The organism is Bacteroides sp. B1-V-101 (assembly GCF_023656585.1).
GTDB lineage: Bacteria > Bacteroidota > Bacteroidia > Bacteroidales > Bacteroidaceae > Bacteroides > Bacteroides thetaiotaomicron.
Window position 1 is genome coordinate 300,148 of record NZ_JAMOKH010000001.1, and the last position, 14,597, is coordinate 314,744.

Below are 14,597 nucleotides of genomic sequence, written 5' to 3' on the forward strand. Positions count from 1 at the left end.
TTCTACCTTTTCGGAACATCTTTCAACTCTCTTTCTTTAGAATTCAATTAAGTGTTTTTTGCCGATTTCATCGAGTATTCTGTAGGTTGCATACCGAATTCTTTCTTGAAACAGATCGAAAAATATTTAGGATCGTTGAACCCCACTTTGTATGCCAGATCAGAGATGCGGATATTCTTATTCTCATCCATGATTTTGCAGGCTGCTTTCAAACGAATGCTCCGTACAAAACTGGTTGTATTGAGTCCTGTGAGTGATTTCATCTTTTTGTGAAGTGTGGTACGACTTGTTGCCATCTCATTGACAAATTGAGTTACGTCAAACTCAGGATCATCCAGATGTCGGTTTACACAGTCAATGGCATCCTGGAGGAATTTCTCATCATCTGAAGTAATATTCGAAAAGAATTGTAGTTTGATATGGTGTACTTTGTCTGTTTCTCCTTTTTGCAGATACTTCCGATTACGCAACATAAGTCTTCGGCGTATTTCCCACCATATCAATCCTAAAAAAGATGCAGTTAGTAAAGCGTAAATAAGATATGCCCACCAGGTAGCCCAGAAAGGAGGTTCGATAAGGATTTCCATTGTCCGCATTTCTCCCCAGTCTCCATTCTCATTGGTGGCTCGTAATTCAAATACATACTCTCCCGCAGGTAATTGAGAATAATATGCATTACGGTTGGCGGCATTCACATAGTGCCAGTCTGTGTCAAAACCTTGCAGCCTGTATGCGTACTTGTTCAGTTGGGGCTGGTTGTAAGTGAGCGATGCAAAGCGGATAGTAAAATTGGTATATGCTGACGGGATGATGAGAGTCTTTGTATAATCGGCAGTAAAAGAGGATATCTTGCTTTTTTGCTGTTCCGGTATTTGTTCCAATGATTTGCCGTCTATTAATATATCCGTTATGCGCAAAGAAATATCAGAGTGTTTCTCTTTCATCATTTCGGAGTCAAAAGTAACTATTCCGCGGCTACATCCGAAATAGAAAGTTCCATTGCGATAAAAAGATGCATTTTGATTAAAGAAGTTATCTGCTAATCCATCTGCAACAGTAAAAGTCCGTACTCTTCCTTTTTCCTCTCCGGTGATAGTCAATCTTGCCAATCCTTGATTAGTGCCTAACCAAAGGTTTCCATGATTATCTTCTTCCATACTGCCTACCATATCTCCCGGTAAATTGTATGCTTGATGGACGGATTCAAAACAATCATCTTGTACATTATACAGACAAAGTCCGCTTCCTTCTGTGCCTACCCATATTCTGCCGCTTTTATCCAATAGAAAACAAAGGGGAGTATTGACCGGTAACAGTTTGTTCTCCATACAGTAGTTTTGGCAATGTAATGTTTCCGGTTGCTCCATATTTCCAGTTACATGAACTATACCATTATTGTTGGTTGCCAGCCACAAGGAGCCGTCATTATCTTCCATTATGCAGGTAATTTCTTTAGAGAGTAAGGCATCAATGCCAGGCATACGATTGAAACAATATTCACGACCATCCTTATATCGGACTCCAACTCCCTTATAGGTGCCTAGCCACCAATTCCCCTTATGGTCTTCATGTACCCAATATACCAGATCATGAGGAATGAAACCACAATTTGAAGTCTTATATTGGTGGATAATCTTTCCATTCTGACAAGCCATCACTCCGCCATCATGAATGGCGAGCAGCACTTCTTGGGAAGTAGGGCTGTAGGAAATGTGATAGGGACGTTTGGAGGGTATTAAAGATATCTTCTTGTCTCTCGACTGGTAATCCACTCCATATCCGAAACCAATCCAGGAAGCTCCATTCTCTTCTATATATAAGGTAGAGATCAAATCAGTAAAGAACTTCTCGTTACCACGTGGGTAGAGGACATCAAAAGAACGTGCGTGTGTATCTGTATGAAAAACTCCTGTTCCTTTTGTTCCAATCCACATCAATCCGTTTTTATCTCGAAAAACGGTGTTCACTTCGCGTACGGGCAAATAATGTTCTGGGTTCGATTCTTTGTAATTGATGAACGTCCCTTCGTTAGCCATATTCATAATGCCAATTCCATCCCGGCTTCCCAGCCATAACGAATGTGTCTGCAAGTCTTCATGGATAGAATAAATATAATCAGAAGGGATAGAGGAAATATTCAGAGGATCGTATCTGTAATTTTTTTCAATAGACAATGTCTGCTTGTCCGAAGAGAAATTAACCTTATAAAGACCATACCCGCTTGTTCCCACCCATAGAACTCCTCTGGAATCCTGAAATAATGACAAAACGGAATTGTTTTCGCTCAATGGAGGGTAATGGGTGAACTTATTCTCTTTTATGTGATAACGGTAGAGCCCGTCTTGCCAGGTACCAATCAGTAAATCACCATTTTCATCTTCAAGTATGGTTTGAACATTCTTTTGTTCGGGTACTTCGCCTTTACAATTCTTGTGTGTCATCAAGACCAATGTATCCTGTCCTGCATCATAATATGCCATTCCACGGATATATCCCAGATAGACTTTGTTCTCTTTGGTTACGTGGATTTCGTTCAAACGATGTTTGTTGATTCCTTCCAGTTGCATTTTTCTCATTTGTCCCGTTTGCTTATCGAGTACACAGAGACCTTCATGAGTTCCTATCCATAGTCTGTGGGAATAGTCTTCTTCTACGCAAAGTACATTATTATTGGTCAGTAGTCCCGGAGTGTAAAGATTTGATTTATATGTTCTGACTTCATAACCATCATACCGGAATAATCCATAGAAGGTGGGAATCCAGATGTAACCGTCCCGATCTTGATAGACCTGATGAACCATACTGTTGGGTAATCCGTCCGGAGTTGAGAATTGTTTGAATTCTAAATTCTTCAGACGATCTTGTGCATGGACGGGAAACATTAATAAAGTTGTTGTAATAAGAAGTAGCCAGAATATTCTATATACCATTATACTGCATTCTATTAGATTCCATTTAACAAATATACAAGATTATCTTTAGATTCTTGCGTAAATAAATAAAAATATGGAATCCGGGAATTACAGTCTATGATTTTAGAGACTCTATTCTCTTAGTTTAGAGGCTCTGTTTAGTACTAATAGAGCCTCTGTTTACTAGATTTGCAGGCTCTGTTTATTATTAATTTTATACGTCGAATAATTGATTCAACCCCTCGCTCATACTCGGATGTGTGAAGATGAAGTCACGCAGGAACGTAGAAGTCTGTCCTGTCTGCATAGCCATTGCAACCATATTGATCAGTTCCGGAGCATCGGTACAGAATAGGGTACATCCCATAATCTTACCGCTATGGCTATTGATAATAGCTTTCAGCATCCCATCAGTCTGTTGCAAGGTACGCGAACGGACAATGGAGGTTGCCGGCAGTCGGGAGACTTTGAAAGAATACCCCTTTCTCAGTGCCTCCTCTTCCGTAATTCCGATATGTGCCAATGGCGGATCGATAAATACAGCATAAGGCAGAGGATCTCTGTCGTTGATGTCACGTTTCTTGTCCCCGAAAAGCTGATCCCGGATAATACGAAAATCATCCAGTGAGACATAGGTAAATTGCGCTCCTCCTTTTACATCTCCCATTGCCCATATATGAGGGGCATTGGTATGTAATTGGTCATTGACTACAATTGCCCCGTGCGCATCGACTTCTACACCAGCTGCTTGCAGGTTCAGTCCTTCAATCATTGGTTTGCGGCCTGTGGCAATAAGGATCGCATCACCGTCTACAAAGTAAGGAGTGCCGTCCGAAGTATCCGAATAAGTCAGAGTTACCCCGTCGTGTATATCATGGATCGATTGAGTACGGACATTCAGACGAATCTCGACTCCTTTCTTCTCCATCACTTCCCGAACGCTTTTTGCAATATCCGAATCATTGCGGGGCATGAATCTGTTTCCTGCTTCGAGAAGAGTCACTTTACTTCCGAAGCCAGCGTACATCGAAGCAAACTCCAGTCCGATATAGCCTCCGCCTACAATAATCAGGTGTTTTGGCAGAATATCCAACTCCAGAAGAGTGGTACTGGTGTACACATTTCGACTTTGCTGAATACCCTCTATATTGGGAATAATAGGTGTAGAGCCGGTATTGATAAAAATCTCTTTTCCCTGCAGTTCGATTTCTTCTTCGGGAAGAGCAACTTTCACCGTATTGGCTGAAACGAGAGACCCTTTACCTGTGTAAATAGTCACATTAGGGCGTTTGCTTAATTTCTCGTAGTTATTTTCTCTTAAAAAAGAGGTAAGTTTGTTTTTTCTGGCAATCGCCTGCCTATACATGTTACTCTGCTTATCAAAATCATTGTGATAAAGCAGGGTGGAAATCTCTGATTCGTGAATCAAAGTTTTGGTTGGTATACAGGCTACGTTAGGGCAAGCCCCTCCGTACATTTCATCGGACTGTTCGACGACAGCGACCTGCCATCCTCTGTTGGAAAGTTCGGCAGCCAGTGTTTTTCCTGCCTTGCCGAACCCTATAATAATTGCATCATATTGTTTCATAACTTCCTTTCATTAACGATTTATACTCAGCTATTATAACACATGAAGAGTATATTTGTTTTGCGTCATATCCGGGAAGCAAAGGTGTCCGTAGCGGACAGAATCAACTTTTTTTCAGTGTTTTGAGTACGCGTTGTGACGAGTCTGAAAGAAGCACTACGGCTCCTGCGAGAATAACGATATCTTTGATAACCAGTCTTCCGGCACCGGACAATAGCGGGAAGCCAAATTCATCTCCACCCAGATTCGGAACCCAGACTTCGGGCGTGGTGACAAGAAAGGATAGTGTGCCTAACGTCATAATGATGGCGAGCGTGTCACCTATCAGCGCTACTTTCGGGAAGAAAATGCCCAGGAATACCAGAATACCGATACTCATGATGAGCGCTCCTAATCCATAGGAGAAAGTATAAGTGCGATTGGCTTCGTGCCAGGCGCGGTTTTCCGGAACGAAGGCTCCTTCCGGATTTTTGTGGTCTTTGTATTCAGGAGCATCTTTCGCATAGAAGAAGCTCATGAAGGGACTGTTGGCTACGAAAGGAACAATTCCGTCGGCTTCGTAGTGGAAATATTTCAGTCCACCGATCCATACGAATACGACTAAGATAGCTACACGGATAAACTTAATTCCGAAATTCTTCAAGCTGGAAGTGAAGGTAAGCAAAGCAATAAATTTCTCTTTCATTTTGCGGTCTTTTTATGGGTTTAACTTTATACCGCAAAGGTCGTGCTTTCTGCATACCTCCGAAATGGCAATACTTCCGCTTCACTTATCAATTCTTCCCAACTTCCGTATTTCTGAACTGTACGGCACTCTGTCCTGTCATGTTTTTGAAAAAACGGCTGAAAGAAGCCTGGTCTTCAAATCCCAGAATATCGGCAATTTCTTTCGCGCTCTTATTGCTGTAGAGCAGGAGGCGTTTGGCTTCCGCTTCCACCCGTTCGTGGATGACCCTTAGCGGAGAAGGCAGCTTACATGTTGAGAAAATGTTCGAAAGTGTCTTCGGTGACTTGTGAAGCATATCGGCATAGTCCTGTACCTGTTTTTTGGTCCGGTAATGCTCGTCTACCAGATTGTAATACTGGCGGACAATCTCGAAGCCGGATTCCTTTTCGCGCGTGATATCCAGTCGCTGACGGGCGATTCGGGTGCATTGGATGATGAAACGCTTCAGCAGGATACGCAGCATTTCTTCCTGCAGGCTGTCGGAAACGGTGAACTCGTTTTCCATGGCTTCGGTAATCTGGTCCAGTTGCCGGCGCTCTGCTTCGTTTAGTGTGAAGCGGACAAGGTGGGATGAACCGTTGAAAAGGAAGCCGCTGCACGACACTTCGTGGTCGTTTCCATAGATACAATAGAAGTTGCTGTTGAACAGCAAAGTCATATATTCACCATCTATGGACTTAAATTCAAGATGCTGCAGATGAGTCAGTGAGATAACGTCGTCTTTTGAAAGTACCATCTCTTGATGGTCGATTTCTACTGTAATGCTTCCTTGGCGGACCCATATAAACTTATAGAGTCCTTTTTCTTTTTGCAAAGCTTTCTCTGTCAGATAAGAATCTGTGAGAGCGAGTGTTCCTTTTAGTTTGGTGTGATACTGTTGTAACATAATTTATTCCTCCATGGCTGATGCGTCAAATGACAGCGGTAGTAAATCGCCGATACTTTTTACTTCGTAGATACATTCTCTGCCGTATAGCAGAATACGGATAGGCTGGCCGTAACGTTTTTCCGTTTCCAGAATCACTTGGCGGCAGGCGCCACAAGGAGGAATAGGAGTTTCTATAAAGTCCTTTTCGGTTCTTGCTGCGATAGCGAGGGTATTTATCGGTTGGTCGGGATACTGCGAGTTGGCATAGAACAGGGTAGTACGTTCCGCACAAAGTCCCGACGGGTAAGCTGCGTTCTCCTGATTGGTTCCCGTCACAATGGTTCCGTTGTTCAGCAGTGCGGCGGCGCCTACTGAGAAATGCGAATAAGGAGCGTAGCTGCGGGCGGTTGCTTCCATGGCTGTTTTCATTAATGACCGGTCAGCTTCGTTCAGTTCATCGTATTGATATACTTTGATTATAGCGGTAATTGTGAGGTCCTTCATATCGGTAAATAGGTTAGTTCTACATTATTAATGTTACAAAGTTAGAAAAGAGATTGATAATCCCAATTATTTTTCAGATTTTTGTGTCCGATAATCCACATATAAGTTAAAATGGAGAACAAATTGTATAGACTAGTCTTTCTAACTGCCATTATCTTCTTTGCCGTAGGAGTACAGGCACAAAGACGGAATGCACGTTATGTAGAATATATAAATAAGTATAGTGACTTGGCTGTGGAGCAGATGAAGCTTCACAAAATTCCCGCAAGCATCACTCTGGCACAGGGATTGCTTGAAAGCGGAGCCGGAAACAGCCAGTTGGCACGCAAGAGTAATAATCACTTCGGTATTAAGTGTGGCGGCAGTTGGCGCGGACGTTCGGTACGTCATGATGACGATGCCCGCAATGAATGTTTCCGTGCCTACAAGCATCCCCGCGAATCGTACGAAGATCATTCCGACTTTCTGAAAAGGGGGGCCCGCTATGCCTTCCTTTTCAAACTCGATATCACCGATTACAAAGGATGGGCCCGCGGATTGAAAAAGGCAGGATATGCCACCGACCTTTCTTATGCCAATCGACTGATTACGATTATCGAAGATTACGACCTGTATAAATATGACAGCAAAGGTGTCTACTCGGAACGCAAGTTGCGAAAGAACCCGTGGCTGCTGAGTCCGCATCCGGTGTATATCGCCAATGATATCGCTTATATCGTGGCCCGCAGCGGGGATACTTTCAAGGATTTGGGTAAGGAATTTGATATCAGCTGGAAGAAGTTGGTGAAGTATAACGACTTGCAGCGTGATTATACTTTAGTAGCCGGAGATATCATCTATCTGAAGAGCAAAAAGAAGAAAGCATCCAAGCCTCATACTGTATATATTGTGAAAGATGGTGATTCTATGCATGCCATCTCGCAGAAATATGGTATCCGTCTCAAGAATCTGTACAAGATGAATCGTAAGGACGGAGAATATATTCCGGAGGTAGGAGATCGTTTGCGTCTGCGTTAGAAAACTTTATGCCATACTCATGTGTTATTATGTATGATAAAACATGATTAATAGTATGAGTCTAAATATTGCAAAGGACAGTAAGAAACGGGTCGTCATTGTAGGCGGTGGTTTCGGTGGCTTGAAGTTGGCTAATAAGCTGAAAAAATCAGGCTTTCAAGTTGTGTTGATAGATAAGAACAACTATCATCAGTTCCCTCCGTTAATTTATCAGGTGGCCTCGGCAGGTATGGAACCGACTTCCATTTCCTTCCCTTTCCGCAAGATATTCCAGCATCGGAAAGATTTTTATTTCCGTATGGCGGAAGTACGTGCTGTTTTCCCCGAAAAGAATATGATACAGACTTCCATAGGGAAGGCGGAATACGACTATCTGGTTCTTGCCGCAGGTACGACGACCAATTTCTTCGGTAATAAACATATCGAAGAGGAGGCCATGCCAATGAAAAACGTGTCCGAAGCTATGGGGCTCAGAAATGCGCTTCTCGCCAACTTGGAGCGTGCTGTGACCTGCTCCAACAAACAGGAACAGCAGGAGTTGCTGAATATCGTTGTCGTAGGTGGTGGTGCCACGGGAGTGGAAGTGGCGGGAGTACTTTCGGAAATGAAGAAATTTGTATTGCCGAATGATTATCCCGATATGCCCAGCAGTCTGATGCATATTTATCTGATAGAAGCGGGTCCGCGGCTACTTGCCGGAATGTCCGAAGACTCATCGAGCCATGCAGAACAGTTCCTCCGTGAAATGGGAGTCAACATTCTTTTAAATAAGCGTGTCACGGATTACCGTGACCATAAGGTGACACTTGAAGACGGCAGTGAGATTGCTACCCGTACTTTTATTTGGGTAAGTGGAGTGACCGGAGTTTCTTTTGGGAATATGAATACGTCCGTAATCGGTCGTGGAGGCCGTATCAAAGTAGATGCCTTCAATCGGGTAGAAGGAACGAATAATGTGTTTGCCATTGGTGACTTATGTATTCTTTCCGGTGACGAAGATTATCCGAACGGACATCCTCAACTGGCACAAGTTGCCATCCAGCAAGGGGAATTGCTGGCAAAGAATCTGATTCGCTTGGAAAAAGGAAAAGAGATGAAGCCTTTTCATTATCGTAACTTGGGGTCGATGGCGACTGTCGGGCGTAATCGTGCCGTAGCGGAATTCAGCAAGGTGAAGATGCAGGGATGGTTTGCTTGGGTAATGTGGCTGGTAGTGCATCTGCGCTCTATTCTGGGAGTACGCAATAAAGTAGTGGTGTTGTTGAACTGGGTATGGAATTACTTCACCTATGATCAGTCCATGAGAATGATTGTCTATGCCCGCAAGGCGAAAGAGATCCGTGACCGGGAAGCAATTGAGGCAACTACCCATTGGGGGAAAGACCTCATGCAGGAGCCGCAACCGGCCAAACAAGAACCGCAACCAAACTCAAAAGAAATAGTATAGCACCGTTTTGCGATGGTGTCACTATCCGGTCGGTATAGTGACACTATTACAAGGAGATAGTGACACTATAACAACAGTATAGTGACACCATGTTTTTTTGAACGGTAAATTCGTACAAGGTGTCCGATATCGGACACCTTCTCTTTTTTATTATTCTCTGTTAATCAGTTGATTATGCTTTTGGCATAGATTTGGTATAATAAAAGGTAAAACAACTGAAAGTGAAATTGTAAATACTTAGATATGGACAGAGAAATACCCAAAGAAGTGCGTAACAAAGAACGCAATAAAAAGATCATCCGTTATTCATCGATAGGAGTGGCCGGTATAGTTGTTATCGGTGTACTTATATCTGTCATGCGGACAGGAGTGGAAAAGAAGGATCTGGTACTTTCTACAGTTGATAAGGGAATGATTGAAGTTAGTGTCAGCGCCTCCGGTAAGGTAGTCCCTGCATTTGAAGAAATCATCAATTCTCCCATTAACAGTCGTATCGTTGAGGTATACAGAAAAGGAGGGGATAGTGTGGAAATCGGCACTCCGATTCTGAAACTCGACCTTCAGAGCACGGAAACGGAATATAAAAAACTGCTTGACGAAGAACAGATGCGCTGCTATAAGCTGGATCAGCTTCGCGTCAATAATCAGACGAAACTTTCCGATATGGCGATGCAGATTAAGGTCTCTGCCATGAAATTGAGCCGCATGAAAGTGGAACTTCGGAACGAACACTATCTGGACAGTCTGGGAGCGGGAACAACAGATAAAGTGCGTCAGGCAGAATTGAGCTATAACGTAGCACAACTGGAATACGAACAGCTCCAACAACAATATAAGAACGAAAAAGAAGTAGCGGCTGCCGAACTGAAAGTGCAGGAACTGGATTTCAATATCTTCCGTAAAAGTCTTGCCGAAATGAAGCGTACACTGGACGATGCCCAGATTCGGTCTCCGCGTAAAGCGATTCTTACCTACATTAATAATCAGATCGGTGCTCAGATTTCGCAAGGCGGACAGGTGGCCATCATCTCAGACTTAAGCCATTTTAAGGTAGAAGGTGAAATAGCCGATACCTACGGTGACCGGGTAGCTGCCGGAGGAAAAGCGGTTGTAAAGATAGGCAATGACAAACTGGAAGGAACGGTCAGCAGTGTGACACCCCTGTCTAAAAACGGAGTCATTTCTTTTACAGTGCAGTTGAAAGACGATAATAACCACCGTTTACGTTCGGGACTGAAAACGGACGTTTATGTGATGAATGCCGTAAAGGAAGATGTGATGCGGATGGCAAACGCTTCTTTCTATGTGGGACGTGGTGAGTATGATCTTTTTGTCCGGACATCTGATGACGAACTGGTGAAACGTAAAGTACAGCTGGGCGATTCCAACTTTGAATATGTGGAAGTGGTGAGTGGCTTACAACCGGGAGATGTAGTGGTAGTCAGTGATATGAGCTCTTATAAGAACAAGAATAAGCTGAAAATGAGATAAAAACGATCTAAATTAAATACTTATAGTTATGATAACATTGACTTCTCTCTCTAAGATTTACCGTACGGACGAGATTGAAACGGTAGCACTGGAAAACGTGAATCTGACCGTAGACCGCGGAGAATTTCTAAGCATTATGGGGCCGTCCGGATGTGGCAAATCTACTTTGTTGAATATTATGGGACTGCTTGATGCACCCACAACAGGAACTGTTGAAATTAACGGTACGCACACTGAGGGAATGAAAGATAAGCAACTGGCGGCTTTCCGTAACAAAACACTGGGCTTTGTATTCCAGTCTTTCCATCTGATTAATTCACTTAATGTGATGGATAACGTTGAGTTACCGTTACTCTATCGTCGTATCAGCAGCGGTGAACGCAAGCGTTTGGCGAAGGAGGTACTGGAAAAAGTCGGATTGAGTCATCGTATGAATCACTTTCCGACACAGCTTTCCGGTGGTCAGTGTCAGCGTGTGGCCATAGCGCGTGCAATTATCGGTCATCCGGAGATAATTCTGGCCGATGAACCTACCGGTAATCTGGATTCTAAGATGGGTGCCGAAGTCATGGAACTTCTCCATCGGCTGAATAAGGAAGACGGCCGAACTATCGTTATGGTGACGCATAATGAAGAACAGGCGAAACAGACTTCAAGAACTATCCGTTTCTTCGATGGCCGTCAGGTACAGTAATCCCCTTTTAAACTCTAAAAAAGCTAATCATGACAAAGAATATTTTTATAACTGCTGTTGCGGTATTATTAAGTGTAGCCCTTTGCCCGCTTTGGGCACAAAATGTGAGTGAAGATTGTAAAGTAGGCGAATTTTCCGCTATCAATCTGCGGTCGGTAGGTAACATTATTTTCACTCAGTCCGATACTTATTCCTGTCGGATGGAAGGTCCTTTTGAATATGTCGATAAAACAAAAGTAACGGTAAAAGGAGAAACATTGGTTATCGAATATAAGCAGAAGAATGTAAAAAACGTTAAGAACCTGACGTTCTATATCACAGCCCCTGATTTGAAGAGTGTAAAGATCGATGGTGTCGGCAACTTCAATGCTAAAGAAACCCTGAAACTGAAAAATGTAACTTTCAAACTCGATGGAGTGGGAAACTGTGAGGTGAAAAAGCTCCATTGTGATGAGTTGGAATTAATGGTAGACGGGGTCGGGAATATGAATGTCAATGTAAACTGCAATACTGTGAAAGCCAAAGTGGATGGAGTCGGAAATATCAAATTGTCCGGCAAGGCAGACAGAGCTTCTCTGAAGCGTGACGGAGTAGGCAGAATCAATCATAAAGGCCTGAAATGCCCGGATGTGAGCACGAAAGGCTGGGGATTCTGATAAGTATGAAAATGAATGAGAAGATAATGAGATTACAATGATAAAACTCTATTTCAAACAAGCATTTCACCTGTTGAAGGAGAATAAGTTACTTTCTTCTATCTCTATCATTGGTACGGCATTGGCTATTGCTATGATTATGGTGATTGTGATCACATTGCGTGCTACTATTGCACCCTTTGCTCCGGAAAGCTATCGTGACCGTATGTTGATTTTCAGGTATGCGGGATTTCAGTATAAAACAAACGAGAACTGGCAGAGTAACGGACCTGTTTCTTATAAGACAGCGAAAGCCTGTTTTAAAGAAATGGCTGCCCCTGAAGCAGTTACTATAACCAGCAGTTTCTCGGAAACGATGCTGGCTGCCAAGCCAGCGGGAGAGAAGGTTAGTTGCAGTGTATTGCAGGTGGATGATGATTTCTGGAAAGTATTTAAGTTCGATTTCCTTTCGGGATATCCGTTTGATAAGGCTACTTTTGATGCCGGTGCAACCAAAGCAGTAATATCTGAGGATATAGCCCGGCAATTGTTCGGAACATCGGATGTAGTCGGAAAAACATTCCTTTTAAATCACTCCGCTTATATGATTTGTGGAGTTGTGCGTCCCGTATCCAAACTGGCACGGTATGCTTATGCCCAGATTTGGATTCCTTTAAGTTCAACAGATGCGTTTACCGCCAGTTGGGGTGAATATGGAATTATGGGAATGGTGAGTGTCTACATTCTGGCTAAATCTCAGGATGACTTTCCGGCAATCCGTATGGAAGCTGAACGTCTCAGGGACAGATATATGGAAGGTTATCCGGATTATGAATTGCTCTATCGTGACCAGCCGGATACTTATTTTGTGGCGGCGCAACGATATTCAGCCAATAATCCTCCGGCTGTGAAGCAGGCTGTCCGTCAGTATATAATAACGTTAATCATTCTGTTGATCGTACCTGCTGTCAACCTTTCCGGACTGACATTGTCGCGTATGCGCAAACGCCTTTCTGAAATCGGTGTTCGAAAAGCTTTCGGTGCGCCCAGACGCGAACTGATGATACAGGTACTTTCTGAGAATATGCTTTATTCACTGTTGGGTGGAGTGCTCGGATTAATTCTGAGTTATGGCGCAACTTTCTTCTTGGGAAGTATGCTGTTTTCCATTGACTTTATGGGTAATGGTGTGACGGATTTGCGGACCATGTGTATGGATCTGCTGTTTGACCCGGTTGTGTTCTTGCTCGCATTTTTTGCCTGCTTTGCACTTAATTTATTGAGTGCTGCTATTCCGGCATGGAGAGTGACACGGACAAATATTGTGGATGCCATCAATGAGAGATAACCGAAACATTCAACAAACTAATTTTTAAGAAGATGCAACTGTTAAAACAAATATGGAACGAACGTCGCTCGAACGGGTGGCTGTGGGCAGAATTGCTGATTGTTTTCGTGGTGCTGTGGTACATTGTCGATTGGACGTATGCAACAGCGCGTACTTATTACGAACCGCTGGGATATGACATCACCAATACTTACTATCTGGAACTCAGTCTGAAAAACAATAAGAGTGATTCTTATATTCCGAAGGGGCAGAAAGAAACGACGACGGGACAAGACATTGTCGAACTGACTAACCGTCTCCGTCGTTTGCCGGAAGTGGAGGCTGTCTCGATATCAGTGAATGCACGTCCGTATATAGGAAGCAATTCCGGTATCCGTTTTCGCCTTGATACGCTGGTGCGCAGTCCGTTGAGACGTCCGGTAACACCGGAGTTTTTTCAGGTGTTCCGTTATCAAAGTGCGGATGGACAGGGATATCAGCCTTTAATGCAGGCTATAAAAAACGGAAATGCGGTTCTCAGCGAGAATATATGGCCCGACGATTATAAAGGTGACCGCACGTTGCTGGGAAAAGAAGTCGTGAATGTGGATGATTCTACAGACGTCTATAAAATAGCTGCCGTATCGACTAAGGTACGTTACAATGATTTTTGGCCAAATTACAGCGACCGATATATGGCTATTCCTCTTACGGAAGCACAATTGGCCGAGATTAATGATGACCTGTATCCGCTCAATACAGAAGTTTGCCTGCGTGTAAAGCCGAATACGGCTCCCGGCTTTCCGGAGCGTCTGATGGAACAGTCGGATACCCAGTTCAGTGTGGGAAATCTTTTTATACTGAAGGTACACGATTACGAGATGATACGTGAGGATTACAATCGTACCAATGTCAATCATATGCAGACGCGGTTTTGGATGATGGGCTTTTTGTTGGTGAATATCCTGTTGGGAATAGTCGGTACATTCTGGTTTCGTACCCAGCATCGTCGTGGAGAACTCGGACTTCGTGTTGCAGTCGGTTCCACCCGCATGGGGCTCTGGCACCGTCTTAACAAAGAAGGATTGTTGCTGCTGACACTGGCCGCTTTGCCCGCTGCTGTTCTTTGTTATAATATTGGTTATCTGGAACTGACGGAAGGTAGTATAGAGTGGAGTACCATTCGTTTTCTTATCACATTCTGTGTGACAAGTCTTTTGATGGCTTTGATGATACTCATAGGCATCTGGTTCCCTGCCCGGCAGGCTATCCGCGTGCAGCCGGCAGAAGCCTTGCGTGAGGAATAAAAAACTGAGGCTATTTGCATTGTTTTCAATATAATAACTTATCTTTGTGGGCTAAATGTTGAAAACAATGCTGTTTTTTG

At 43.5% G+C, this 14,597-nt stretch carries 12 protein-coding genes; 7 read left to right on the forward strand and 5 right to left on the reverse strand.

Features of this window, described 5'->3' with window-relative positions; all coding sequences use genetic code 11:
* Positions 1 to 47: 47 nt before the first annotated feature.
* From NBH01_RS01320 to cdd, 5 genes are all read right to left on the reverse strand, one after another.
* The gene (locus tag NBH01_RS01320) at positions 48 to 2,882 is read right to left on the reverse strand and encodes a ligand-binding sensor domain-containing protein (protein ID WP_373150960.1); all 2,835 of its coding nucleotides are present in this window, start codon (positions 2,880 to 2,882) and stop codon (positions 48 to 50) included.
* Between the two features lie 244 nt (positions 2,883 to 3,126).
* The gene (locus NBH01_RS01325) at positions 3,127 to 4,500 is read right to left on the reverse strand and encodes an FAD-dependent oxidoreductase (RefSeq protein ID WP_225678862.1); all 1,374 of its coding nucleotides are present in this window, start codon (positions 4,498 to 4,500) and stop codon (positions 3,127 to 3,129) included.
* Positions 4,501 to 4,603: 103 nt separating this feature from the next.
* Positions 4,604 to 5,185 carry a DUF417 family protein gene (locus tag NBH01_RS01330; protein WP_008762226.1) on the reverse strand — a complete coding sequence of 194 codons (582 nt, stop codon included), beginning with the start codon at positions 5,183 to 5,185 and terminating at the stop codon, positions 4,604 to 4,606.
* Positions 5,186 to 5,273: 88 nt separating this feature from the next.
* Entirely contained in the window at positions 5,274 to 6,113 is an 840-nt protein-coding gene (locus NBH01_RS01335; RefSeq protein ID WP_008762227.1) for an AraC family transcriptional regulator, read from the reverse strand.
* Positions 6,114 to 6,116: 3 nt separating this feature from the next.
* Positions 6,117 to 6,599, reverse strand: a complete 483-nt coding sequence (cdd, locus tag NBH01_RS01340; RefSeq protein ID WP_022470256.1) for a cytidine deaminase — start codon at positions 6,597 to 6,599, stop codon at positions 6,117 to 6,119.
* Between the two features lie 111 nt (positions 6,600 to 6,710).
* On the opposite strand from cdd, the gene NBH01_RS01345 reads away from it, so the two are divergent.
* The 7 genes from NBH01_RS01345 (at position 6,711) to NBH01_RS01375 (ending at position 14,517) form a co-directional block, all read left to right on the forward strand.
* Positions 6,711 to 7,616 (forward strand): glucosaminidase domain-containing protein, encoded by a 906-nt coding sequence (locus NBH01_RS01345; RefSeq protein ID WP_225678863.1) that lies wholly within the window; start codon positions 6,711 to 6,713, stop codon positions 7,614 to 7,616.
* Between the two features lie 55 nt (positions 7,617 to 7,671).
* Positions 7,672 to 9,063: an NAD(P)/FAD-dependent oxidoreductase gene (locus NBH01_RS01350; RefSeq protein ID WP_008762230.1), complete on the forward strand. Its 1,392-nt coding sequence runs from the start codon at positions 7,672 to 7,674 to the stop codon at positions 9,061 to 9,063.
* A gap of 243 nt (positions 9,064 to 9,306) precedes the next feature.
* A complete protein-coding gene (locus NBH01_RS01355) occupies positions 9,307 to 10,554 on the forward strand; it encodes an efflux RND transporter periplasmic adaptor subunit (protein WP_011107845.1) in 1,248 nt (415 codons plus the stop codon).
* A gap of 28 nt (positions 10,555 to 10,582) precedes the next feature.
* Positions 10,583 to 11,248 (forward strand): ABC transporter ATP-binding protein, encoded by a 666-nt coding sequence (locus NBH01_RS01360; RefSeq protein ID WP_008762231.1) that lies wholly within the window; start codon positions 10,583 to 10,585, stop codon positions 11,246 to 11,248.
* 29 nt (positions 11,249 to 11,277) lie between these two features.
* The gene (locus NBH01_RS01365) at positions 11,278 to 11,904 is read left to right on the forward strand and encodes a GIN domain-containing protein (RefSeq protein WP_008764772.1); all 627 of its coding nucleotides are present in this window, start codon (positions 11,278 to 11,280) and stop codon (positions 11,902 to 11,904) included.
* Between the two features lie 37 nt (positions 11,905 to 11,941).
* Positions 11,942 to 13,231, forward strand: a complete 1,290-nt coding sequence (locus NBH01_RS01370) for an ABC transporter permease (RefSeq protein ID WP_008764773.1) — start codon at positions 11,942 to 11,944, stop codon at positions 13,229 to 13,231.
* Positions 13,232 to 13,263: 32 nt separating this feature from the next.
* On the forward strand, positions 13,264 to 14,517 hold the full coding sequence (locus NBH01_RS01375; RefSeq protein WP_055221145.1) for an ABC transporter permease: 1,254 nt from the start codon (positions 13,264 to 13,266) through the stop codon (positions 14,515 to 14,517).
* Positions 14,518 to 14,597 lie beyond the last annotated feature (80 nt).

What these genes read in the sequence shown, in the direction of transcription:
- NBH01_RS01365 (WP_008764772.1), top strand. Translation starts at nt 11,278, where the DNA reads ATGACAAAGAATATTTTTATAACTGCTGTTGCGGTATTATTAAGTGTA.
- NBH01_RS01320 (WP_373150960.1), bottom strand. Translation starts at nt 2,882, where the DNA reads ATGTTTCCCGTCCATGCACAAGATCGTCTGAAGAATTTAGAATTCAAA.
- NBH01_RS01370 (WP_008764773.1), top strand. Translation starts at nt 11,942, where the DNA reads ATGATAAAACTCTATTTCAAACAAGCATTTCACCTGTTGAAGGAGAAT.
- NBH01_RS01350 (WP_008762230.1), top strand. Translation starts at nt 7,672, where the DNA reads ATGAGTCTAAATATTGCAAAGGACAGTAAGAAACGGGTCGTCATTGTA.
- NBH01_RS01345 (WP_225678863.1), top strand. Translation starts at nt 6,711, where the DNA reads ATGGAGAACAAATTGTATAGACTAGTCTTTCTAACTGCCATTATCTTC.
- cdd (WP_022470256.1), bottom strand. Translation starts at nt 6,599, where the DNA reads ATGAAGGACCTCACAATTACCGCTATAATCAAAGTATATCAATACGAT.
- NBH01_RS01325 (WP_225678862.1), bottom strand. Translation starts at nt 4,500, where the DNA reads ATGAAACAATATGATGCAATTATTATAGGGTTCGGCAAGGCAGGAAAA.
- NBH01_RS01335 (WP_008762227.1), bottom strand. Translation starts at nt 6,113, where the DNA reads ATGTTACAACAGTATCACACCAAACTAAAAGGAACACTCGCTCTCACA.
- NBH01_RS01375 (WP_055221145.1), top strand. Translation starts at nt 13,264, where the DNA reads ATGCAACTGTTAAAACAAATATGGAACGAACGTCGCTCGAACGGGTGG.
- NBH01_RS01360 (WP_008762231.1), top strand. Translation starts at nt 10,583, where the DNA reads ATGATAACATTGACTTCTCTCTCTAAGATTTACCGTACGGACGAGATT.
- NBH01_RS01330 (WP_008762226.1), bottom strand. Translation starts at nt 5,185, where the DNA reads ATGAAAGAGAAATTTATTGCTTTGCTTACCTTCACTTCCAGCTTGAAG.
- NBH01_RS01355 (WP_011107845.1), top strand. Translation starts at nt 9,307, where the DNA reads ATGGACAGAGAAATACCCAAAGAAGTGCGTAACAAAGAACGCAATAAA.